Below are 22,007 nucleotides of genomic sequence, written 5' to 3'. Positions count from 1 at the left end.
TGGCCTCAGGATCTTCGTCGTGCATGCACTCGAACCTACCCAATCCACCCTGACTACAAGGGTGTTGACGGTGGTCACGTTGACCTGGCTCCTGGTGTCGGCGCCGTCCGGCGCGGCCATGGCCACGTCCTGCGCGTACGCCGGCACCGGGCCGGACGGCGCACAGGCGGTCGCGGTAGCCGACACCGGGCCTGACGGTGCGCGGGCGGTCGCGGTGGCCGGCTCCTTCACCTGGCCGACTCCTCCGCAGTGCCCGACGCCGACTCCCACGCCGACCCCGACCCCGACCCCGACGCCCACACCCACGCCGCCCCCCACACCGACCCCGGAGCCCACACCCACCCCACCGCCGCCGCCGAAATCGAGCCCCACCCCGAAACCGCAGCCGCCGCCTCCGCCGCCACCACCGCCCCCGGCCAAGCCGGCTCCCCAGCCCGCGCCGCCACGCCCACGGCCGACCCCCACGCCGAAGCCCACACCCACCCCCACCCCGACGCCGTCGGTCAAACCCACTCCGAGTCCGTCCGCGACCCCGGTGAACTACCCGCCGTACCACGCCATCCCGCACAAGCGGGCCACGCACGACGGCGCTCAGTCGCCTCTCACCTTCGTCCTGCTCATCGCGGTTCCGGCCATCGCCGCCGTCGCCGCACTGCGTCCGCGCTGACCCTGGAGGCCTCTCTTGCCGGAATGGCTTGTTCTCACCCTCGCGATGCTGGCCGCCTGCGCCGTGGTGGTCGTCATCACCCTCGTACGGCACCGCACGGCCCCCGAGGACGAGGATCCCAGCGAGACCCCGGACGTCATCGAGTACATGACGATGTGGATCGGAGTGGTGTACGCCATCGTGCTGGGCCTGGCCATCGCGGGCGTGTGGGAGGCGCGCAGCGCCGCCCAGGACCACGTCCAGGCGGAGGCCGTGGCGCTGCACGAGGTCTCGGAGCGCGTCCGGGTCTATCCGGCCGATGTCCGCGACCGCATTCGGGACGATGTCGACGCCTATGTCGGATACGTCGTCACCAAGGAGTGGAAGTACATGAGCGAGCACGGCGACGTCACCGACCGCGGCACCGAACTCCTCCAGCGCATCCGCGAGGACGTCACCGACTACGAACCCAGGTCGGACTTCGAGGCGCAGGCCTACCAACCGCTCCTCGACCAGGTGACCGCGGCGGACCAGGCGCGCAACGCACGCGCGAACTCGACCGGCGACACCATGCCGGGCGTGGTGTGGTTCGGACTCCTCGCCGGAGGTGTCGTCACCATCGGGATGGTGTTCGCCCTCCAGATCCGGCGCACGCCCCGCGAGCTGGTCCTCGCCGGGCTGTTCTCGGCGCTGATCGCCTTCCTGCTCTTCCTCATCTGGGACTTCGACGATCCCTACAGCCGCGGTGTGACCGCGTCGGCGGAGCCGTTCCTCGCGCTCTTCCCGGGCAGCGGCGGCTGACAGCCCCTCACTCAGGGGGACGGCGACAGCCGGGGGTGACGGCACCCGACGTGACGCCGCCACGCCGCCGCCGTCCCCCGGAAGCGGGAACGCCGTCCCCTGAGCGGCCCACACGCCTGCCCCATTCGTACGACACCGATCGCGCGGGTGTACGCGCCTTCCTAGCGTTCCGATCACCGAGGTGCATTTCTGGCGCGAGCGGAAAGGGTCCGCGACTGCTACTCGGGGACGGGAGGACTCGCCATGCGCGCGATACGCGTCGCCTCTGCCGCACTGCTGGGCGTGAGCGCCCTCGCCATGACCGCCCCCGCCGCCCAGGCGCAGGGCGACAACTCCGGTTTCTGGGCCGGTGTCCGGCCCACCACCGTCGAGCCCGGCGAGCAGGTCGGGCTGCGCGCGACGGGCTGCGAGCAGAGCGTGACCGTCTCGTCGGGGGTCTTCGACACGGTGACCATCCCCCGGGGGCGGACGACGGCCAGGGCCACGGTCGACCGGGACGCCAGGCCGGGTGCCGTGTACGAGGTGTCGTTCTACTGCGGCACCTTCTGGCAGAGCGTCGACCTCACCATCGCCGGCGGCCCGCCGGACCGGCCCGACCACCCGCAGCACGGCGTGCACGCGGGTGAGGGCGGCACGCTCGCCGGGCTGGACCTGAAGGAGATCGGGCTGGGGGCCGCGCTCATCACGGGCGCGCTCGGGACGGCGTACCACCTCTCCCGGCGCCGCACCGACGAGGACGGCGCCTGACACGCACCGCACCAGCCGCGCTTCCCCCCTCTCCGCATCAGGCCTTCGCCCCGGATCCCCACCAGGGGGCCGGGGCGAAGGCCTGTGCACATGCGACCTGTCTCCCGTCCGCGACGGGCGGCGGTTCAGATCCGCTTCTCCGCCCGCCGCCGCATCCAGAACACCCCGCCACCGACGATGGCCACGGCGATGAGCCCGCCTCCGATGGCCATGTCGGTCGGGGTCGCGCCCGTGGAGGTGCTGCCGCCGAGGCCGCCGCGGACGCCGCCGATGACGGTGAAGGCGTTCGGGCTCGTCAGGGTCCTGCCGCCGCAGTTGACGGTGATGCTGTGCGCACCCGGCCTCGCGCGGTGATCGATGGTCGCGGTTCCCCTCGCCGTGCTGCCGCCGGGGACCGGGCTCAGCGTCGTGGGCCGGAACGCGTCCGAGGTCGCGGTGCCGCCTTCCCGGCAGCCGTCGACGGTGATGGTCAGCTGCCCGCCGCGGGCGATGACGCTGGGCAGGGCGACGATGTTGCTGGGGCCGGGCATGCCGTCCCGCGCGGCGGCCGCCGGGGCGGCCAGGCCGAGAACGGCGACCGCGGTGGCAGCGGCCGCCAGGGTACGAGTAGTACGCATGTGATCCTCCGCGGAAGACGCCCCGGGAACCGTCCCCGGTATCGATCGGCGAGAAAGCGCCTCCCAGAAAGACCCTCAGTTGCCGTGCCCGAGGCCGCATTTCGGCGATGGTCCGTCCTGGTGAGAGGACACGCCGAAGGATCCCCTCGCAATCGGAATTGCCGCAGGTCACGCACCGTCAGAATTTTCCGGCCGGTGGCAACTCGGATGGCGCACCGAAGGAGTTCGGGCCACCCGTTCGACGCTGCCCCGTCGCCGGTTTCGCGCACGCGACTTAGCGTTTTCGTATGCGCGAATGACGTGGCGACGGCCGCGTCGAGAGGGGAAGTCGAATGTCCGGTTTCGAGCTGGCCGAAGAAGAGGAGGAGCGGCGGAGGAAGCGCGCTCCCTGGGGCGTGATAGCGCTGTTCCTGCTGACCGGTCTCGCGCTCGTCCGCAATGGCTCCGGCGAGTTCGACGTGGGTCCGCCGCAGCCCGCATCGGCAGCCGCGGCGGACCACCGGCTGCCCGGCGTCGTCCGCACCCAGGCCGCGCGGCCACTGCCGTTCGCCCTGCCGGACCGGGTCAGGATCCCCGCGATCCAGGTCGACGCGCCGACGATCCCGGTCGGCCTGGACATCGACGGCTGGGTCGGCGCGCCGCCGCCGGAGGACCCCAATCTGGCGGGCTGGTTCACCGGATCCGTCTCGCCCGGCGAGAAGGGCACCGCGGTGGTCGTCGGCCATGTCGACAACTTGCAGGGGCCGGCCGTGTTCTACGGTCTCGGTTCCCTCGCGAAGGGAAACCGCGTCGAGATCGTCCGCAAGGACGGAAAGACGGCCGTTTTCGAGGTCTACGGCATCGAGGTGTTCCAGAAGGAGAACTTCCCCGGCGACCGGGTCTACGCATCGAAGGGCACCGCCGAATTGCGGGTCATCACCTGCGGCGGCGGTTTCTCCAAGCAGAACGGTTATGACGGGAACGTCGTCGCTTTCGCCAGCCTGGTCGAGGTCCGCTGAGCGTTTCCCCGGACGGGCGGCGGAATTCGTCACGCGTAATGCCGTTCCGGGACGGTGAGGTGATACCCGGAATCCAGCAGCCGCGGCAGATAGGCGCGCAGCGCAAGGACGCTCTGGGAGCGGTTGCCCCCGGCGTCGTGCGAGAGCACCACGACACCGGGGGCGGCGCCGTCGCGGATCCGTTCGACGATGGCGCCGGTGCCCGGGGTGGTCCAGTCGAGGGTGTCGACCGTCCAGCCCAGCGGTTCCATGCCCAGTTCGGCGCCGAGTTGGAAGGCGGCGCGGTTCCAGGCGCCGTAGGGTGCGCGGAACCAGGCGGGGCGCTCGCCGTAGCTCTCCTCGACGATGTCGCTGGTGCGTTCCATCTCCTTGCGGATCCGGCCGCGGCTGAGCCGGGTGAGCAGCGGGTGGGACCAGGTGTGGTTGCCGACGACATGGCCCTCTTCGGCCATCCTGGCCACGAGGCCCTTGTTCTCGGCGACCATCTCGCCGCACACGAAGAACATCGCGCGGACGTCGTATTCGCGCAGGGTGTCCAGGATGTGCGGGGTGTAGCGGGCGTCGGGTCCGTCGTCGAAGGTCAGCACCATGGTGCGGCCGCGTCCGGACACCCGCAGCAGGGGCGCACGCCGTACGAGGGTGCGGCGGGGCGCCGCTTCGGGCGGGCCGTATCCCATCAGGGGCTGGAGGCGGTAGGCGGAGGGCTTCAGCGGCGGGCGCACCTGCGGGCCGGCGACGGGCGCCTGGGTGGCGGCGGCCCCCCGGACCGGCGCCTCGCCCGTGAACGTCGTGAACAGACCGGCGGTGCCGGCGGCCCCGACGGCGGCGGCACCGGCGAGCAGCGCACGACGCCGGGTGAGCAGACGCGGGGGCAACTGATCCTTCGTCATGACTCATCAGTCGCCCGGCGAGAGATTGACTCACCAGTACGACACTGGAACGGACGCGCGAAAGCACTCGCCCGGCCGACCTGGTGGGCGGTGCCGGCGGGGTCGGTGAGACCGGTCAGCGGCGGCGCACCAGGGGGAACGGCAGGGTCTCGCGGATCGTCAGGCCGGTGAGGAACATGACCAGGCGGTCGACGCCGATGCCGAGGCCACCGGTGGGTGGCATGGCGTATTCGAGGGCGTCGAGGAAGTCCTCGTCGAGTTCCATGGCCTCGGGGTCTCCGCCGGCGGCCAGCAGGGACTGGTCGGTGAGGCGGCGGCGCTGTTCGACGGGGTCGGTGAGCTCGGAGTAGGCGGTGCCCAGTTCGGTGCCGAAGGCGACGAGGTCCCAGCGTTCGGCGAGCCGGGGGTCGGTGCGGTGCTGTCGGGTGAGGGGGAGACGTCGGTGGGGAAGTCCTTGTAGAAGGTGGGCCGCCGGGTCTTCTCCTCGACGAGCCGCTCGTACATCTCCAGGACGACATCGCCGTGACCGTCGTCGGCGATGTAGGGCACACCGACACGGTCGCAGTGCCGGTGCAGCCGGAGCAGTTCGGTGTCGGGGTCGATCTCCTCCCCGAGCACCTCGGAGATCGCGCCGTACACCGTCTTGACCGGCCACTGCCCGGAGATGTCGTACTCCTCGCCGTCCTGGCGGGCGACCGGTGCGCCGAAGGCCGCGGTCGCGCAGCCCTGGATCAGCTCGCGGACGAGGTCGAGCATCACGTCGTAGTCGGCGTACGCCTGGTAGGCCTCCAGGATCGTGAACTCGGGGTTGTGCTTGTGGTCGACGCCCTCGTTGCGGAAGGTGCGGCCCATCTCGAAGACCTTCTCCACGCCGCCGACGCACAGCCGCTTGAGATACAGCTCGGGCGCGATACGCAGATTGAGGTCGAGGTCGTAGGCGTTGATGTGGTTGGTGAAGGGCCGCGCGTTGGCGCCGCCGTGGATCTGCTGGAGCACCGGTGTCTCGACCTCCAGGTAGCCGCGTTGCAGCAGGCCCTGGCGCAGCGCCTGGACGCGGTGGAGCGGGCGCGGAGCACGTCGCGGGCGACGGGGCTGGACACCAGGTCGAGATAGCGCATGCGGACCTTGGCCTCGGGGTCGGCGAGGCCGCGGCGCTTGTCGGGCAGCGGGCGCAGGCACTTGCCGACGAGCTGCCAGGAGGTGACGAACACGGTCGGTTCGCCCTTGTCGCTGACGCCGGCCAGGCCGGTGGCGCTGATGAGGTCGCCGATGTCGGTGTCGGCGGTGAAGCGGTCGGGGGAGGCCCCGGAGTCCTTGCGGGTGAGGGCGAGTTGATGGTCCCCCGACCAGTCGCGCAGCAGGGCGAAGACGATGCCGCCGAAGTCGCGCACCAGCATGATCCGCCCGGCGACGGTGACCTGCTCGCCGGTGCGGACGTCGGCGAGGGCGTAAGTGCGGGCCGGGATGCCGACCGGGTAGGGGTCGACGCCGTCGGCGCGCAGGCGGTCGAGGGTGTGGTGCCGGATGCGGACCTGCTCGGGCAGGCCCGCATCCGGCCCGTCCGCCCCGGCCCCGTCCCCTCCTGCGAGGCCGAGCGCCGCCAGCGAGGGCAGTCCTTCGGTGGTGGCGGGGCGCGGTCCGTTCCTCGGGTGCCCCTTCCTGCGCAGCTTGTGCAGGGAAGGTACGGAGACAAATCCCTCGGCGATGCCGGACGCCATGCCGATCCGGGCGAGGGAGGCGGCCTCGCCGTAGCAGATGAAGCGCGGGAACCACTGCGGGTTGTACTTGGCGTTGGAGCGGTAGAGGGCCTCCAGCTGCCACCACTTGGAGAAGAACAGCAACAGGCGCCGCCACAGCCGCAGCACGGGTCCGGCGCCGATGCGCGCGCCCTCCTCGAAGAGACCTCCTCGCCCGTCGAGCGTCCCGGCCGGGAGCGGTACCTGGGGCTTCCGATAGCCTCCTGCCGTGACGGAACAGCACACGCACCGGTTCGAGCGGGGCACGGACGGGCCCAAGGTCATCGTGGTCGGGGTGGACGGCTCGGATTCCTCGATGCGCGCGGCCGCCTACGCCGCCGGCCTCGCCCGGCGGCAGAACGCTCTGCTCGCCCTCGTGTACGTGCAGCCGGTGATGACGGCGGGCGCCGCGCTGGGGGCGCCGGTCGCGGACACGACCAGCGAGATCGCCGAGGATCTGATCGCCCAGATCCGGGACGCGACCGAGCGGCTCAAGGGGACGTTCGACGTCCGCTGGGAGTTCCACACCTTCCAGGGCGACCCCTACAACGGTCTGGTGAAGGCGGCGGACGATCTGAAGGCGGACGCGGTGGTGGTGGGCGCGTCGGAGCAGGCCGGGCACCGGATCGTGGGTTCCGTCGCGATCCGGCTGGTCAAGGCCGGGCGGTGGCCGGTGACGGTGGTGCCGTAGAGCCGGCGTCGCTCAGCGCGCGGGGCCTGAGTTACGTGATCGCGCGCTGAGGCGACGGCGTCACAGGGTCCGCAGGAAGTCGAGCAGGATCCGGTTGAAGGCCTCGGGCTTCTCCAGGTTGGGGAAGTGCCCGGTGTCCTCGATGGTCACCGAGCGGCCGTTTCGGACGCTGCGGACGAGCCGCTCGGCCATCTCGATGCCGTCGTCCGCGTCGAGCGCGCCATGGACGGCGAGGACGGGTACGTCGATCTCCGGCACCCTGCTCCACGGGTCGGCGAGGGGCACGTACCAGTCCTTCTCGTCGGCGGTGTGCTTGGCGACGGTGTGCATCGCCATCTCCCGCATCCTGCGCACGGCGTCGGGGTCCACCTCGTCCACGGCGCGGTGCGGTCCGGCCACGTTCTTGGCGAAGGCCTCGACCCAGCCGGCGACATCGCCGGCGCCCAGCATGCGTGCCGACTCGGCGACCCGCTCCCGCGTCCACGGGTCGGAGTGCTCGAACGCGCTGGTCCCACCGCCGCTGACGACCACCGCGCGCACCAGCTCGGGGTACTCCAGGGCGGTGTCGGTGACGACCGCCGCGCCCATGCACGCACCGACCAGGACCGCGGGCCCCGCGTCGAGATGGCGCAGCAGACCGCCGAGGTCGTCGGCCCACCGGAACGGCTTGCTCGCGTTGGCGGAGAAGCCATGGCCGCGCACATCGGCCGCGATGACGCGGTGACCGGCGGAGACCAGGGCCGGTATCTGGTCGTCGAAGACACGGTGGTCGACGTACCCGGGGTGCACCAGCACCACGAGGTCCCCGGCCCCGGCGTCGCGGTAGGCGAGGTCGCCGTCCGGGGAGGCGAAGAAGCGCAGATCCGAAGCAGTCGTAGCTGTCGTTGCTGTCGTCATGACAACCAAGGTGTCATTCTCTGGAGAGTTTGGCAACCCAGGTGTCATGATGGCCCGGTGGACGACTCCAACACGCCCCTCTCCCCCGACGATCTCGGTCACCGGGTCAGCGAGGTGTTCGACCTGATCGGCGCGCTCTACCGGCGCGGCCTGCGCAAGCTCGAGCAGGGCGAGGAGGTCGAGGGGGTGTCAGTCGGCGTGCGCTCCGTTCTGGTGCTGCTGCGCAGATACGGGCCCATGACGGTGCCTCAGATGGGCCGGGTCATGGCGCTGACCCGGCAGTTCGTGCAGCGTATGGTCAACGACGCGATGGCCAGGGGCTGGGTCGAGGCCACACCCAATCCCGCGCACCAGCGCTCCTCGCTGATCCGGATCACGGATGAGGGCGAGGCCGTCATCACCGCGATCCTCGCGCGCGAGCACACCCTGAACCGGCAGGTCGCCGGCGAGCTGACCGACGCCGAGCTCCGGGCGTGCGTGCGCGTGCTCAAGGAGATGCTGAAGACCTTCGACCACGTGGACGTGGACTGACCCGCTCCCGCGCCTGCTTCCCTGCCTACTCCCCCATCTCCAACCCGTCCTCCCCCGCGCCCCGGCTCAGCACGACCTCCCGGATCCGGTCCCGTACGCCCCGCAGTTCGGCGCCCTGGGCGATGGACCGGTTGAGATTGAGCACGCGCCCGGCGTCGATGTCGAACAGCTGCGGGATGAACTCGGCCTTCGACACCTCCCAGCGGCCGCCGGCCCGGCTCGGCGGGGCGAAGGTGAAGCGGGCGAGGGTGGACTGGTTGGCGCGCGGGTCCTGCACGCCCTGCTGGTTGTACATCGCGCCGGCGACCTGGTCGCCCATGCCGTAGACCACCCAGGTGCCGTTGACCTTCTCGTACGCCTGCGGGACATGGGCGTGGGTGCCGAGGATCAGGTCGATGTCGGGGCGGTCGCCGGAGCGGGCGGCGGTGAGTTCGCGGGCCAGCTTCACCTGTTCGTCGTCGGGGGCGTCCTGCCATTCGGTGCCCCAGTGCATCGATACGACGACCACGTCGGCGCCCGCCTTCCGGGCGGCCCGGGCCTCCGCGAGGATCTTCTCCCGGTCGATCAGGTTCACAGCCCAGGGCTGCCCAGGCGGGAGCGGAAGGCCGTTCACACCGAAGGTGTACGCGAGGTGCGCGACCTTGGCCTGGCCCGCGCGCAGCACCGTCACACTGCGCGCCTCACCCTCGGCGCGGGCCGTGCCGGCGTGCCGCACCTTCACCCGGTCGAGGGCGTTCAGGGTGCGCAGAATGCCGGCGGCGCCGTCGTCGAGACTGTGGTTGGAGGCGGTGGAGCAGCCGTCGTAGCCGGTGGCGGCGAGACCCCGGGCGACCTCCGGCGGGGACTTGAAGAGGGGGTAGCCGGTGTACTCGCCGTTCTCTCCGTAGACGGTCTCCATATGACACAGCGCCAGATCGGCGCGGGAGACCACGGGTTGGACGCCGGCGAACATCGGGCGGAAGTCGTATCCCCTGCCGCCCGCGTCGAAGCGCGCGCGGTCGATGATCGGGGTGTGCGGGACGACGTCGCCGGAGGCGACGAGGGTGAAGCCGCGGGTGCCGGCGGAGGGGGCCGGGCGTCCCGAGGCCTCGCGGTTGTGGGCCTGGCAGGCGGCTCCTGCGGCGAGGACGGCCGTGACAGCGATGGCCACGAGCCGACTGCGTGCGATCATCAGCTCACCCCTTGCGGTCGTATATACGCACCAAAATAGGTACGAAATAGAGCACTCCCGCAAACAATCCGACCGCTTCCATTAGCCCGTCCGGCTCGCCCCGGGTTGCGGAAGGAACCGTTCGTCGAACCGTTCGCCGACGCGATCGACCGTCCGCCGCAGATCCGTGCGTGCTCCCTGTCCGAGAACTGCCGCCTGCGATGCCATACGGCCATGACGGCCGGAACCACCCTCACGAACGGGACGACCGCCGAGCACGAGCTCGCCGCACTGCAGCGCGAGCACGGCCGGCCCCTCTTCGCGCTCCTGCTCCGGCTCTGCGACGGCGACCGGCAGCGCGCCGAGGACCTCGTCCAGGAGACGCTGGTGCGCGCCTGGCAGCATCCCGAGGCCCTGCGCGCCGACGACTTCGAATCCGTACGGCCCTGGCTGATGACCGTCGGGCGACGGCTCGCCATCGACGCGCGGCGGGCACGGCAGGCACGGCCGCCGGAGGTCGGGGACGCGATCCTGGAGAACGCGCGTGTCATTTCCGACCACGCCGAGCGGGCCGCCGAGATGCTCGATGTGCGCGAGGCTGTGAAGACACTCACTCCGGAGCACCGTGAAGTCCTGGTGCTCGTGTACTTCCAAGGGGCGAGTGTGGCGGAGGCCGCGGAAACCCTTGGAATTCCGCCCGGTACGGTGAAGTCCCGCGCGTACTATGCGCTGCGCGCCCTGCGCCGGGTGCTTCCCGGATATGCGGCCGACCTGCGGTGAAACCGAAGGCCGAGTCAAACCTCCGTAAAGCGCCTTGCTGAACACCCCGGTTGAGTAATCGGCTGTCCTCATCCGTGTTCCGGATTGGGCCACGGCCCAGGGCCCCGGGGTAGGGCGACGCACTCACCGGAGGAAGGCAGGAAGGGATGCTGCACAGAGGTCAGGAGAGCACGGACGGCACCGGTGGCGGTGAACTGACCGTCCCCATGGCGTGGTTGTACGCCGAGTACATCGCCGACGAGCTCCTGCGCACCGGCGACCTGATGCCGCCGACGTCCTTCGAGTTCCGCGCCGGGCGTGACGCCCTGGCGCTGACCATCTTCCTGTCCGACACCGACGGCGAGCTCTCCGGCATCCGGGTGGTGACCCAGTTGGAGACCTGGCTGTCGCTGACGGCCTACGACCAGCCGTGGCAGGACTGGGTGCGCGAGCGCATGGCGGCACTCGCGGCCGAGGCGGCCGAGTCCGGCGGGCCCGCGCCCGACCTGGAGCTGGCCGAGGCGGCGTGGCGCTGGCTCCAGGAGACCGAGCTGCTCGCGCCCGACCTGAACGCGGTACCGGGCGGCGGCGCCCCGGGCGGTGAGGACGAGGGACCGAAGGTGTGGACGCCGGCGTGGCAGCTCGGGCTGCCGCTCGGGCACCTCGCCATCCATCTTTTTTGAGTTCTTTTCTCCTGGGACCAATCCTCGGCGCCGACCGCTCCGAATCCCAGGGTTGCGATTCTGTGCGGGGCTTGAGTGATTCGACTGTCTGGTGCGTACCAGTGGGCGCAAGGAGTAACCCACCCCGCACCCAACGGCACGAGGATTCGGCATGAGGTCCCTGGAGAGGCATCGCGACGTCGCCGCGTACGCGCTCGGCGTGCTGAACGAGGCGGAGGCGTTCCGCTTCGAGGACCACCTCATGGAGTGCCCTCGCTGTGCGGCACACGTGACCGAGTTCGGGCCCATCACCCGCCAGCTGATGCTGTACCGGCGGGCCACGCCCCAGTTCGTCCACCCCATGGCCAAGCCGGGACCGCAGATGCTGAACCGGCTGCTCGAAGCGGTGGCGGTCCGCCATCGCGCCCTGCGCCGGCGCACGTTCTACGCCGTCGCAGCGTCGGTGGTGATCGCCCTCGCCGCGCCCGGCGTCGCGATGATGGCGGGCGGTGACGGCGGGGCCGTACGGGTCGTCGAGGCGACCGACGAGCGGTCCGGGGTGTGGGCGCAGGTCACGACCGAGGACGAGGCCTACGGCACCCAGGTCGAGCTGAAGGTGAAGGACGGCGCGGGCCCCCGCCCCTGCCATCTGGTCGCCATCGGCCGGGACGGCTCGGAGGAGACCGTGACCAGTTGGTCCGCCGCGCACCACGACGCCCGTGAGAACACGATGATGGGCGCGTCGGCCCTGCACAGCGGAGAGATCATGCGCTACGAGGTGCGAACCTCGGACGGGGAGCATCTGGTGACGCTCGAACCCCGCTGAACCGCTCCCCCGCCGTCCGGTCGCGCACTACTTCAGCAGCCTCGACATCCTCCGGTCCGCCAGCGGCTTCCCGCCCGTCTGGCAGGTCGGGCAGTACTGGAGCGAGGAGTCGCTGAAGGAGACCTCGCGAATGGTGTCGCCGCAGACCGGGCAGGCCTCGCCGGTGCGGCCGTGGACACGCAGGCCGCTCTTCTTCTCGGACTTCAGGCGGCCGGCCGCGACCCCGCGCGAACGCTCGACCGCCTCGGTGAGGGTCGTCCGCAGGGCGTCGTACAGCCGGGCCGTCTCCTCGGGGGTCAGTGACGCCGCGAGCTTGAAGGGCGACATCCTGGCCGCGTGCAGGATCTCGTCGCTGTAGGCGTTCCCCACCCCGGCGATCAGGCTCTGGTCGCGCAGGGCGCCCTTGAGCTGGCGGCGCTCGTCCTTCAGCAGGGCCGCGAACCTCGTCTCGTCGAAGTCGTCGGCGAGTGGGTCGGGGCCGAGCCGGGCCACGCCCGGGACCTGCCGCGGGTCCTGGACGACGTACACCGCGAGCCGCTTCTGGGTGCCGGCCTCCGTCAGGTCGAAGCCCGCGCCGGTCTCCAGCGCCACGCGCAGCGCGAGCGGTCCCTTGCCGGGGCGGGGCATACCGCTGGGAAGCTGGTCCTTCCAGTGCAGCCAGCCCGCGCGGGCCAGGTGGGTCACCAGATGGGGGCCGTCGGCCGTTTGGAGGTCCAGGAACTTGCCGTAGCGGTGTACGGCGGTGACCTCGTGACCTTCGACAGCGGTGACCGGGGGCTCGTACGTCTTGAGGACGCTGATCGCCACGGGCAGCACACGGACGATCTCATGGCCGACCAGGTTGTCGGTCAGGAAGTCCTTGAGCGCTTCGACCTCGGGGAGTTCCGGCATACGTCCAGAGTGCCATCCGGCACCGACAGTGCCGGGTGGGTTCACGCACGCGCTGCATGCCGTACGCCGGTCAGGGCCGCTCCGGCACCATGAACTCGCACCACACCGCCTTGCCGCCGCCCCGCGCCTCCACCCCCCACACGTCCGTGAGCAGGTCGACCAGGAGCAGCCCGCGGCCGGAGACACCCGACTCCCCCGCCTCGCGGCGGCGCGGCAGGGCGCTGGAGGAGTCCTCGACCTCGACGCGCAGCCTGCGTTCGGAGCCGGTGAGGACCCGCAGGGTCACGACGGCGGCGCCCTCGGTGTGCATCAGGGCGTTGGTGATCAGCTCGTCGGCGACCAGTTCGATCTCGTCGGCCCGGTCGGCGGCGCCCCAGGCGCGCACGGCGGCACGGATCATGTGCCGGGCCGCGGTGAGGGCCTCGGGGTCGCCGGGGGCGACGTGCTGCTGGAGCCGGCCGCCTGCCTGCGGGGCGTCAAGGACGCGGCGGCGCAGCAGGAGCAGGGCCACGTCGTCGTCGCCGCCGCGCGCCTCGGCCACGTCGATGAGGCGGTCCGCGAGGGCCCTTACGTCGGCCGGGCCGTCGGCGATGAGCGCGGTGAGGGTCTGCATGCCGTCGTCCAGGTCGGCGCCGGGCTGTTCGACCAGGCCGTCGGTGCACAGCAGGAGGGTGTGGTCGGAGTCCAGCTCTATCGTGCCGACCGGGTATTCGAGCCGCCCGAACTCCGCGGACAGACCGAGCGGCAGCCCGCCCTCCACCGAGACACGGCGGCAGGCGCCGTCCGGATCCCGGATCAGCGGGTCGATGTGGCCGGCCCGCACCACCTGCATGACCCCGGTGGACAGGTCGGCCTCCGCGTACAGGCAGGTCGCGAAGCGGTCGGTGTCCAGTTCGTGCAGGAACACGGAGGCGCGGGCCATCACCGTGGCCGGGGTGTGCCCCTCGGCGGCGTAGGCGCGCAGGACGATCCGCAACTGGCCCATGACGGCGGCGGCATGTGTGTCGTGGCCCTGTACGTCACCGATGACGGCGCCGACCCGGCCGCCCGGCAGCGGGATCAGGTCGTACCAGTCGCCGCCGATGTCCCGGCCGAGGGAGCCCGAGCGGTAGCGGACGGCGATGTCGGCGCCGGGGACGCTGGGGATGGTGCGCGGCAGCATGGCCTGCTGGAGGCCGCTGGCGAGGTCCTTCTCCTGCTCGTAGAACATGGCCCGCTGCAGGCTCTGCGCGATGCTGCTGCCGAGGGCGACGAGAACGTTGCGGTCCTCGGTGGAGAAGCCGCGCCGGTCGCTGTAGAGCAGACCGATGGCGCCGATGGGCCGGGCCTGGGCGATCAGCGGCAGGTAGGCGGCGGCCGTGATGTTCAGGTCGGTGATGTTCGGCCAGAGGATCGGGTAGCGGTCCGCGAACTCCTCCGGGGACTCGATGAAGCGCGGGCTGAGGGTCCGTACGACCTCACTCATCGGGTACTGCTCGTCGATCCGGGTGATCAGGGTGCCGGGCACGAAGCTGCCGGCGGGGCCCTCGGCGACCAGCCGGATGCGGCCGGCCTCGACCAGGCCCATCACCAGGCTCTTGGCGCCGAGGTGGGTCAGGCCGTGGGTGTCCTTGAGAACGTCGATGACGTCCTGGATGGTGCGGGCGTGGGCGAGGGCGGCCGTGGTGAGCTGGACGACGCTGGTCTGCTGGCGCCGTGCCTCGTCGTCGACCCTCTGCTCGCGCCGCTCGTCGCTCTCGGCGAGCTCGTCGGTGGCGTCGCGGACGACGCCGACGATGCGGCGGGGCCGGCCCGTCTCGTCGCGGCGGATGTAGCCCTGGGTGTGGGTCCAGCGCATGGTCCCGTCGCGGCAGCGGATGCGGAAGTAGGCGCCGTAGTTCTCGCTGCCGTCCTTCATGGCCTGCGCGACCAGGCCGTCCAGCCGGTAGGCCTCCGGCGACGGCACCCGGATCGCCAGGGTCGCGGGGTTGCCGTCGTATTCGTCGGGGCGCAGGTCGAAGACCTCGTGGGCCTGGGCGTCCATGTGGAACACACCGGTGTCCAGGTCCCAGTCGAAGGTGCCCATGCGGTTGAGCGCCAGGATCGGGTCCGGGTGGGCGGGCCAGTCGTCCGGGAGTGACAGGGCGCTCGCTCCCCGATCAACCATGGGCCCACCTTGCCAGGAATTGCCGGATTCTTCGACTGGGGCGACACAATCCTCTTCGCTCGTCGAACGGTCCGCGCCCCGGCGTCGGTCAGCCGTCGAAGACGTCGGTGGGGCTGCCGAAGATGCTGTCGGTCGCGCCCGGGCCGTCGGGGATCAGCCCGCCGCCGTCGGGCACGTCCGGTCCGTCCGGGACGGCCTCGGGGCCGACCTCCTCAGAGGAGCCCGGGGAGGACTCCGGCTCCGTACGGGACTCTTGGGCGCTGGGCTCTTCGGGCGACGGGCGTGTGCTCGCGGGCCGGTTGGCCGATGGCGGAGCGGTGGCGGTGGCCGTGGGACAGTCGCCGGGGTGGGGCTCCGACGGGGCCCTGGACCGCATGTCGTCCGTGGCGCCGGGGGTGACGGTGGCCTTGGGGGACACGCAGTTGGCGGGCGGCTTCCGCGGGGAGGTGCGTCCGTCGGAGGGCGAGTGCGACGGGAACCGGCTCGGAGACGTCGGCTTCGTCGGCGCCACGACATGGTCGTGATCGTGGCCGCGATGGCCGGTCGGCCGCTCGATCCAGGTGTCGTCGGCGATGTTGATGATCGTGAGGTCGGTGATCATCCGGGTCGCCGGGGCCACCACGATCACCTGACTCGGCCGGTACCCGGACCAGGCCCGGCCGCTGGTGCCGGGGGTGCCCCGGGTGTCGGCGGGCGGGGCGAGCGGGTTGCCGCAGGCGCAGCGGACGCGGGGCACTCCGTGGTGGTCGACCAGGACGGCGGTGCCGGCCTGGAGGACGGACTGGTAGCTGGTCGCGATGCCGTCCCGGAACCCGTGGTTGGTGACGCGGGTGTCTGCCCGCAGCACGACCGAGGTCAGCCCGCGCAGATAGCCGGGGACGGACCCCTGCGGTACACCCACGGTCCGGGCGAAGGCGCGGGCCCTGTCCCGGTCGGAGGCCAGTTCGTCGATCTGGCGCCGGACGTCGCAGCTCCCGGCCCCGCGGGTGCCGCCGTACAGGCCGGGTGTCTCGCCCGACAGGGAGGCGAGCCCGGTCCGTCCCGAATCCGCCCGCTGCGGCGTTCGGGCGACCGGCGACGGGACGGCCGCGGCGGTCGCCGTGGAGCGTGTGAAGGGATCCGGCCCTTGGAGCGCCGCGGGCTGGAGGAAGACCTCCCCGCTCGATGCCGCGCCCTCGTCGCCGTCGCCGCCGCATCCGGCGACGAGAAGCGCCGCCGAGAGCGCGCAGGCCGCGAGGATGGTTCGGGTGGGTGTCCGCACCATGTCCTCCCGCCTGCTGTCGGGAATGCCTGTCGGGAATTTCGTCACTATTGTCTGCTTCACTCACTTGGGTTACGCAAGCGGAGAAGTGGTATACGGAGAGTCACAAGGGACGAGGGGGGCGACAATGAGGAGAGGAGAGGTACGGCCGTGGACTGGTTCGTCGCACCGGACTACTGGACGAGCCGGCTGGTCTTCCAGCGGGCTCTGGCCGGCGTGTACCTCGTCGCCTTCCTGACGGCGGCCCTTCAGTTCCGGGCGCTGATGGGTGAGCGCGGCATGCTGCCCGTGCCGCGCTTCGTCGAGCGGGTGCCCTTCAGGGCGGCCCCCAGCCTGTTCCAACTTCACTACTCGGACCGCTTCTTCGCCGCCTGCGCCTGGGCCGGCTGCGCGGTGTCGGCGGCGCTGCTGGCCGGGCTCGACTCCGTGGTGCCCCTGTGGGGTGCCATGCTGCTGTGGCTGATCCCGTGGGCGCTGTATCTGTCGATCGTCAACGTCGGTCAGACCTGGTACTCGTTCGGCTGGGAGTCCCTGTTGCTGGAGGTCGGCTTCCTCGCCGTCTTCCTGGGCAACGACGAGGTGGCGCCGCCGGTCGTGGTGCTGTTCCTGCTGCGCTGGATCCTGTTCCGCGTCGAGTTCGGGGCGGGTCTGATCAAGATGCGCGGCGACGAGTGCTGGCGAAAGCTCACCTGTCTGGACCACCACCACGAGACCCAGCCGATGCCGGGCCCGCTGAGCTGGTTCTTCCACCATCTGCCGAGGCCCCTGCACCGGGTCGAGGTGGCCGCCAATCACTTCACCCAACTCGTCGTGCCGGTCCTCCTCTTCACCCCGCAGCCGATCGCGACAGCCGCCGCCTCACTGATGATCGTCACCCAGTTGTGGCTGGTCCTGTCGGGCAACTTCTCCTGGCTGAACTGGATCACCATCGTGCTCGCCCTGCCGGCGGTCCGGTTCCCGAGCGATCCGCCGTCGGTGCCCGGCACACCGCTGTGGTACGAGGTCGTCGTCCTCGTGGTCGCCGTGCTCCTCGTCGGCCTGAGCTACCACCCGGTCGCCAACATGATCTCCCGCCGCCAGATCATGAACCGCTCCTTCGACCCGCTCCACCTGGTCAACACCTACGGCGCGTTCGGCAGCGTCAGCAGGATCCGGTACGAGGTCGTGATCGAGGGCACCTCCGACGACGTACCGCGCGAGGACTCGGACTGGCGGGAGTACGAGTTCAAGGGCAAACCGGGCGATCCCCGGCGCTGGCCGCGGCAGTTCGCGCCGTACCATCTGCGCCTGGACTGGTTGATGTGGTTCGCCGCGCTGTCGCCCGCGTACGCCGGTTCGTGGTTCGGCACCCTGGTGGAGCGGCTCCTGGAGAACGACCGCGACACGCTGAAGCTGCTGCGCCGCTCCCCGTTCCCGCCCGACGCGCCCCCGCGCTACGTCCGCGCCCGTCTCTTCCACTACCGGTACACGACCTGGCGCGAGCTGCGGGAGACGGGCGCGTGCTGGGAGCGGACGTATGTGCGGGAGTTCCTGCCGCCGACCAGACTGGCCGGGGTGGCTCAGAGGTCGTAGACGCGGGTGGCGGTCGCCTCGAAGATCTGCTCGCGGTCGGACACGCCCGTCAACTCCCATGCGGTGGCGAGCACTTGACCGTATGTCGCCGCCAGCGTGCTCACCGGCCAGTCCGAACCGAACATCAGGCGCGGCGGCCCGAAGGCCTCCAGCACCACGTCGGCGTACGGACGCAGGTCGTCGACCGTCCAGGAGGCGAGGTCGGCCTCGGTGACCATGCCGGAGAGCTTGCAGACGGTGTTGGGGAGCGCGGCGAGGGCGCGGACGTCGCGGGCCCAGGGCTCGCGGCGCCCGGAGGCGATCGGGGGTTTGCCCAAGTGATCCAGGACGAAGGTGAGTTCGGGCAGCGAGGCGGCCGCCTTGACGCAGGCCGGCAGCTGGTGCGGCAGCACGACCAGGTCGTACACCAGCCCCGCCTCGGCTACGGCGGCCAGCCCTCGCCGTACGTCCGCGCGCAGCAGCCACTCCGGGTCGGGTTCGCCCTGCACCTGGTGGCGGATCCCCTTCAGATACTCCCCGCCGGGCAGCTCCCGCAGCCGGGCCAGCTCCTCGGCCACGTCCGGGCGGGTGAGGTCGGTCCAGCCGACGACGCCCGCGATCAGCTCGTGCTCGGCGGCGAGGGCCAGGAACTCCGGTGTCTCCTCGGCGACGGTGATCGTCTGGACGAGGACGGTACGGCCGACTCCGGCCGCCTCCGCCTCCGGAGCGAGGTCGGCGACCGTGAAGTTCCTTCGGAGCGGCTGGAGTTCGGGGCCCGCGATCCAGTCCTGGTCGCGCACCGAAAGGTCCCAGACATGGTGGTGGGCGTCGACGACGGTCACGGCAGCTGCCATACGACGGGCAGCCCGGCGTCCGCGCCCTCGTCGGAGTAGTCGTGCACCACGTCGAGCAGTTCGGCCATACGGGCCTGCCAGGCCACGTTGACCGGCAGCTTCTCCAGTTCGGCGAGGAGTCGGCCGTAGTCCTCGCACTCCAGAACGTGGAAGAGGTCGGTGCCGCTGCGCCAGATCGTCCAGGAGGTCGCACCGGCGGCCCGGATGGCGTTCGTGAGTTCCTCGGGGACCTCGCGGTGGGCCGCCTCGTACTCGGCGACGCGGTCCGCGCGGACCTTGGTGTGCAGGGCGACTCTCATGACGGCTCCTCGGTGACCAGGAGTCCGGTGTCCCGTAGCTCCTGCCAGAAGGCTGCGGGGACCGGTGTGGTGAACTGATCGACGCAGTCGTGGACTTCATCGGCCGAGCGGGCGCCCACCAGAACGCTCGCCACCGCCGGATGTGCCATGCAGAAGGCCAGCGCGGCGGCGCGCAGGGTGATGCCGTGGCGTCCCGCGACCTCCTTCATGCGTACGGCCCGGTCCAGCAAATCGGCCGGTGCCTCGGCGTAGTTGTACGTCGCCCCCGGCTTGGGATCCGCGAGCAGACCCGAGTTGAAGGCACCGCCGATCATCACCGAGACGCCTCGCTCCACGGCTGTGGGCAGCAGTTCCGTGAGCGCGCTCTGGTCGAGCAGCGTGTAGCGGCCCGCGCACAGCACCACGTCGACATCCGTGTCGCGGACGAAGCGGGTGAGCATCTCCGCCTGGTTCATGCCCGCGCCGATCGCGCCGACCACACCCTCCGAGCGGAGCCTCTCCAGCGCCGGGTAGCCCTCCCGGAAGGCCTGCTCGGCGTGGTCGTCGGGGTCGTGGAGGTAGACGACGTCGACGCGATCCAGGCCGAGCCGTTCCAGACTGGCTTCCAGGGTGCGTCGTACGCCGTCCGCGCTGAAGTCCCAGACGCGGCGGTACGCGGCGGGGACGGCGAAGCCGTTCGCCAGGTCGTCGCCGGCATCGGCCTGTGGTTCCAGGCGGCGGCCCACCTTGGTGGAGACCGTGTACTCCTCACGCGGGTGCTCGCGCAGGGCCGCGCCGAGGCGGCGTTCGGACAGCCCGAGGCCGTAGTGGGGTGCCGTGTCGTAGTAGCGGATGCCGCGCTGCCAGGCGGCGGACACCGCCTCGTGCGCCTGCTCGTCGGTGACCTGGGTGTAGAGGTTGCCGATGACGGCGGCTCCGAAGCCGAGTCCCCGGGGGATGCTCACTGGCTCACCGGCCGCAGGCGCAGGCCCTGCATGCCGCCGTCCACGGCGAGGGCGGTGCCGGTCGTGGCACCGGAGAGCGGACTCGCCAGGTAGGCGATGGCACCCGCGACCTCGTCGGCGGAGACGAGGCGGCCGGTGGGCTGGCGGGCCTCCAGGGCGGCGCGCTCGGCGGCCGGGTCGGCGGCGGAGTCGAGCAGGCGGCCGACCCAGGGGGTGTCCGCCGTGCCGGGGTTGACGCAGTTGACGCGGATGCCCTCGCGGATGTGGTCGGCGGCCATGGCGAGGGTGAGTGAGTACACGGCACCCTTGGTCGCGCTGTACAGCGCCCGCTGCGGGAGCCCGGCCGTGGCGGCGATGGAGCAGGTGTTCACGATCGCCGCGTGCGTGGAGCGGCGCAGCTGGGGCAGGGCGGCGCGCGCGACACGCACCATGCCGACGACATTGACGTCCATGACCCGGTGCCATTCGGCGTCGTCGTTGTCCTCGACGGTGCCCTGGGCGCCGATGCCGGCGTTGTTGATCAGCACATCCAGTCCGCCGAGGCCGGCGGCGGCGGCCGCGACGGCCTCGCGTACGGAGGCGTCGTCGGTGACGTCGGCGCGGAAGGGGAGCAGCGGCTTCTCGACGGTCGACGGGTCCAGGTCGAGGACTGCGACCTGGGCACCGCGCGCGGCGAGGAGTTCGGCCGTGGCCCGGCCGATGCCGGAGGCGCCTCCCGTCACCAGCGCCTTGAGACCCTCGAAGTCGCTCATGCCGCGTGCCCCTTCTTCTGTGTCTGGAGGTCGGCGGCCCAGAAGGCGCCGTCCGGGAACGTGTACCGCGCGATCGACTCGGGTCGCATGGCGGCCGAGAAGCCCGGCGCGGTGGGTGCCGTGTAGTGACCTTCCCTGATCACCACCGGGTCGAGGAAGTGGTCGTGCAGATGGTCGACGTACTCGATGACACGGTCCTCGGTGGTGCCGGTGACCGCCACGTAGTCGAACATCGACAGGTGCTGGACGAGTTCGCACAGCCCGACACCGCCCGCGTGCGGGCAGACCGGCACCCCGAACTTGGCGGCGAGCAGCAGGATGGCGAGGTTCTCGTTGACGCCGCCGACGCGGGCCGCGTCGATCTGGACGACGTCGAGGGCGCCGGCCTGGAGCAGTTGCTTGAAGACGACCCGGTTCTGCACATGCTCGCCGGTGGCCACCTTCACCGGGGCGACGGCCTTCCGGATCGCCGCATGGCCGAGGACGTCGTCGGGGCTGGTGGGCTCCTCGATCCAGTACGGATCGAACTCGGCGAGGGCCTTGGTCCAGCGGATCGCCTCGGCCACGTCCCAGCGCTGGTTGGCGTCGATCGCCATGCGGATGTCCGGCCCGACGACCGAGCGGGCGACGCGGCAGCGCCGCACGTCGTCCTCCAGGTCGGCGCCGACCTTCAGCTTGATCTGCCGGAAGCCGTCGGCGACGGCCCGGGCGGCGAGCCGGGTGAGCTTGTCGTCGTCGTAGCCGAGCCAGCCGGCGGAGGTGGTGTAGGCGGGGTAGCCGCGCTCCAGCAGCCGGGGGATGCGCTCCCGCGCGCCCTCGCGGCCCTGGCGCAGGATGGCCAGCGCCTCGTCGGGCGTGAGCGCGTCGGTGAGGTACCGGAAGTCGATCTGACGGACGATCCACTCCGGGTCGGCGTCGGCGAGCAGGCGCCACAGGGGCTTGCCGGCGCGCTTGGCGGCGAGGTCCCACACGGCGTTCATGACCGCGCCGATCGCCATGTGCATCACGCCCTTCTCGGGGCCGAGCCAGCGCAGCTGGCTGTCGCCGATCAGATCGCGGTTGAGGGTCCCCGGGTCGGCGCACAGCTCGTCGACGGACCGGCCCACGACATGGCCGCGCAGCGCCTCGATCGCGGCGACCTGGACCTCGTTGCCCCGCCCGATGGTGAAGGTGAACCCGTGCCCCTCGTGGCCGTCGGCCCCGTCGGTGCGCAGCACGACGTACGCGGCCGAGTAGTCGGGGTCCGGGTTCATCGCGTCGGAGCCGTCGAGTTCGCGCGAGGTGGGGAAGCGGATGTCATAGGTGTCGACCGCGGTTACGCGGACGCTGGCACCGGGGGTGCCGGAGGTCGGGGACAC

22 protein-coding genes and 1 pseudogene are annotated in these 22,007 nt (G+C 71.3%); 10 read left to right on the top strand and 13 right to left on the bottom strand.

All coding sequences use genetic code 11. The annotated features are described in order from the left end of the window. Positions 1-70: 70 nt before the first annotated feature. The 3 genes from ACZ7NC_RS24395 to ACZ7NC_RS24385 all read left to right on the top strand — a co-directional run bounded on the left by ACZ7NC_RS24395 (position 71) and on the right by ACZ7NC_RS24385 (position 2,194). Complete coding sequence (locus tag ACZ7NC_RS24395; RefSeq protein WP_471491196.1) at positions 71-667, top strand: hypothetical protein; 597 nt, start codon at positions 71-73, stop codon at positions 665-667. Positions 668-682: 15 nt separating this feature from the next. Then, entirely contained in the window at positions 683-1,447 is a 765-nt protein-coding gene (locus tag ACZ7NC_RS24390) for a bestrophin-like domain (RefSeq protein WP_471491195.1), read from the top strand. A 243-nt stretch (positions 1,448-1,690) separates the two neighbouring features. Further along, the gene (locus tag ACZ7NC_RS24385; protein ID WP_471491193.1) at positions 1,691-2,194 is read left to right on the top strand and encodes a hypothetical protein; all 504 of its coding nucleotides are present in this window, start codon (positions 1,691-1,693) and stop codon (positions 2,192-2,194) included. Between the two features lie 125 nt (positions 2,195-2,319). Here the strand turns inward: ACZ7NC_RS24385 and ACZ7NC_RS24380 are convergent, their stop codons facing one another. Further along, positions 2,320-2,811, bottom strand: a complete 492-nt coding sequence (locus ACZ7NC_RS24380; protein ID WP_471491192.1) for a hypothetical protein — start codon at positions 2,809-2,811, stop codon at positions 2,320-2,322. Positions 2,812-3,143: 332 nt separating this feature from the next. Between ACZ7NC_RS24380 and ACZ7NC_RS24375 the strand changes: the two genes are divergently transcribed. Then, on the top strand, positions 3,144-3,809 hold the full coding sequence (locus ACZ7NC_RS24375; RefSeq protein ID WP_471491191.1) for a class F sortase: 666 nt from the start codon (positions 3,144-3,146) through the stop codon (positions 3,807-3,809). A gap of 29 nt (positions 3,810-3,838) precedes the next feature. Here the strand turns inward: ACZ7NC_RS24375 and ACZ7NC_RS24370 are convergent, their stop codons facing one another. Together ACZ7NC_RS24370 and lysX are read right to left on the bottom strand one after the other, a co-directional pair. After that, complete coding sequence (locus ACZ7NC_RS24370; protein WP_471491189.1) at positions 3,839-4,699, bottom strand: polysaccharide deacetylase family protein; 861 nt, start codon at positions 4,697-4,699, stop codon at positions 3,839-3,841. 115 nt (positions 4,700-4,814) lie between these two features. After that, positions 4,815-6,597, bottom strand: a pseudogene (lysX, locus tag ACZ7NC_RS24365) (bifunctional lysylphosphatidylglycerol synthetase/lysine--tRNA ligase LysX); the annotation flags it as partial. A 67-nt stretch (positions 6,598-6,664) separates the two neighbouring features. Between lysX and ACZ7NC_RS24360 the strand changes: the two are divergent. Continuing rightward, positions 6,665-7,126, top strand: coding sequence for a universal stress protein (locus ACZ7NC_RS24360; RefSeq protein ID WP_471491187.1), 462 nt, complete (start codon positions 6,665-6,667; stop codon positions 7,124-7,126). Between the two features lie 60 nt (positions 7,127-7,186). Here ACZ7NC_RS24360 and ACZ7NC_RS24355 read toward each other — a convergent pair whose 3' ends face one another. Continuing rightward, positions 7,187-8,023, bottom strand: a complete 837-nt coding sequence (locus ACZ7NC_RS24355) for an alpha/beta fold hydrolase (protein WP_471491185.1) — start codon at positions 8,021-8,023, stop codon at positions 7,187-7,189. Positions 8,024-8,080: 57 nt separating this feature from the next. Here ACZ7NC_RS24355 and ACZ7NC_RS24350 point away from each other — a divergent pair, with 57 nt between their 5' ends. After that, positions 8,081-8,554: a MarR family winged helix-turn-helix transcriptional regulator gene (locus ACZ7NC_RS24350; RefSeq protein WP_471491182.1), complete on the top strand. Its 474-nt coding sequence runs from the start codon at positions 8,081-8,083 to the stop codon at positions 8,552-8,554. A gap of 25 nt (positions 8,555-8,579) precedes the next feature. On the opposite strand, the gene ACZ7NC_RS24345 is transcribed toward ACZ7NC_RS24350, so the two are convergent. Continuing rightward, a complete protein-coding gene (locus tag ACZ7NC_RS24345) occupies positions 8,580-9,725 on the bottom strand; it encodes a CapA family protein (protein ID WP_471491180.1) in 1,146 nt (381 codons plus the stop codon). A gap of 213 nt (positions 9,726-9,938) precedes the next feature. Between ACZ7NC_RS24345 and ACZ7NC_RS24340 the strand changes: the two genes are divergently transcribed. The 3 genes from ACZ7NC_RS24340 to ACZ7NC_RS24330 all read left to right on the top strand — a co-directional run bounded on the left by ACZ7NC_RS24340 (position 9,939) and on the right by ACZ7NC_RS24330 (position 11,951). Next, a complete protein-coding gene (locus ACZ7NC_RS24340) occupies positions 9,939-10,484 on the top strand; it encodes a sigma-70 family RNA polymerase sigma factor (protein ID WP_471491178.1) in 546 nt (181 codons plus the stop codon). 146 nt (positions 10,485-10,630) lie between these two features. After that, entirely contained in the window at positions 10,631-11,146 is a 516-nt protein-coding gene (locus ACZ7NC_RS24335; RefSeq protein ID WP_471491177.1) for a hypothetical protein, read from the top strand. 151 nt (positions 11,147-11,297) lie between these two features. Continuing rightward, positions 11,298-11,951, top strand: a complete 654-nt coding sequence (locus ACZ7NC_RS24330; protein WP_471491175.1) for an anti-sigma factor family protein — start codon at positions 11,298-11,300, stop codon at positions 11,949-11,951. 27 nt (positions 11,952-11,978) lie between these two features. Here the strand turns inward: ACZ7NC_RS24330 and ACZ7NC_RS24325 are convergent, their stop codons facing one another. The 3 genes from ACZ7NC_RS24325 to ACZ7NC_RS24315 form a co-directional block, all read right to left on the bottom strand. Continuing rightward, complete coding sequence (locus ACZ7NC_RS24325) at positions 11,979-12,842, bottom strand: Fpg/Nei family DNA glycosylase (RefSeq protein WP_471491173.1); 864 nt, start codon at positions 12,840-12,842, stop codon at positions 11,979-11,981. A 70-nt stretch (positions 12,843-12,912) separates the two neighbouring features. Beyond that, positions 12,913-14,988, bottom strand: coding sequence for a SpoIIE family protein phosphatase (locus tag ACZ7NC_RS24320; protein ID WP_471491172.1), 2,076 nt, complete (start codon positions 14,986-14,988; stop codon positions 12,913-12,915). Positions 14,989-15,076: 88 nt separating this feature from the next. After that, entirely contained in the window at positions 15,077-16,297 is a 1,221-nt protein-coding gene (locus ACZ7NC_RS24315; protein WP_471491171.1) for a DUF6777 domain-containing protein, read from the bottom strand. 102 nt (positions 16,298-16,399) lie between these two features. Here ACZ7NC_RS24315 and ACZ7NC_RS24310 point away from each other — a divergent pair, with 102 nt between their 5' ends. Further along, positions 16,400-17,821, top strand: a complete 1,422-nt coding sequence (locus tag ACZ7NC_RS24310) for a lipase maturation factor family protein (protein WP_471491169.1) — start codon at positions 16,400-16,402, stop codon at positions 17,819-17,821. Here the strand turns inward: ACZ7NC_RS24310 and ACZ7NC_RS24305 are convergent. The 5 genes from ACZ7NC_RS24305 to ACZ7NC_RS24285 are packed head-to-tail and all read right to left on the bottom strand — an operon-like array spanning position 17,809 to position 22,007. Beyond that, a complete protein-coding gene (locus ACZ7NC_RS24305) occupies positions 17,809-18,654 on the bottom strand; it encodes an amidohydrolase family protein (RefSeq protein ID WP_471491168.1) in 846 nt (281 codons plus the stop codon). The genes ACZ7NC_RS24310 and ACZ7NC_RS24305 overlap by 13 nt on opposite strands. After that, positions 18,639-18,953, bottom strand: coding sequence for an L-rhamnose mutarotase (locus ACZ7NC_RS24300; protein ID WP_471491166.1), 315 nt, complete (start codon positions 18,951-18,953; stop codon positions 18,639-18,641). Before ACZ7NC_RS24300 ends, ACZ7NC_RS24305 begins: the two co-directional genes overlap by 16 nt. Then, positions 18,950-19,897, bottom strand: coding sequence for an aldo/keto reductase (locus ACZ7NC_RS24295; RefSeq protein WP_471491164.1), 948 nt, complete (start codon positions 19,895-19,897; stop codon positions 18,950-18,952). Before ACZ7NC_RS24295 ends, ACZ7NC_RS24300 begins: the two co-directional genes overlap by 4 nt. Then, positions 19,894-20,649 (bottom strand): SDR family NAD(P)-dependent oxidoreductase, encoded by a 756-nt coding sequence (locus ACZ7NC_RS24290; RefSeq protein ID WP_471491163.1) that lies wholly within the window; start codon positions 20,647-20,649, stop codon positions 19,894-19,896. The genes ACZ7NC_RS24295 and ACZ7NC_RS24290 overlap by 4 nt, the downstream gene beginning before the upstream one ends. Further along, entirely contained in the window at positions 20,646-22,007 is a 1,362-nt protein-coding gene (locus ACZ7NC_RS24285) for an L-fuconate dehydratase (RefSeq protein WP_471491162.1), read from the bottom strand. Before ACZ7NC_RS24285 ends, ACZ7NC_RS24290 begins: the two co-directional genes overlap by 4 nt.

The sequence above is a fragment of the Streptomyces sp. NPDC111802 genome (genome assembly GCF_055634335.1).
The sequence above is the reverse complement of the archived record's forward strand: the minus strand, read 5'-3'. Positions and strand labels throughout refer to the sequence as shown.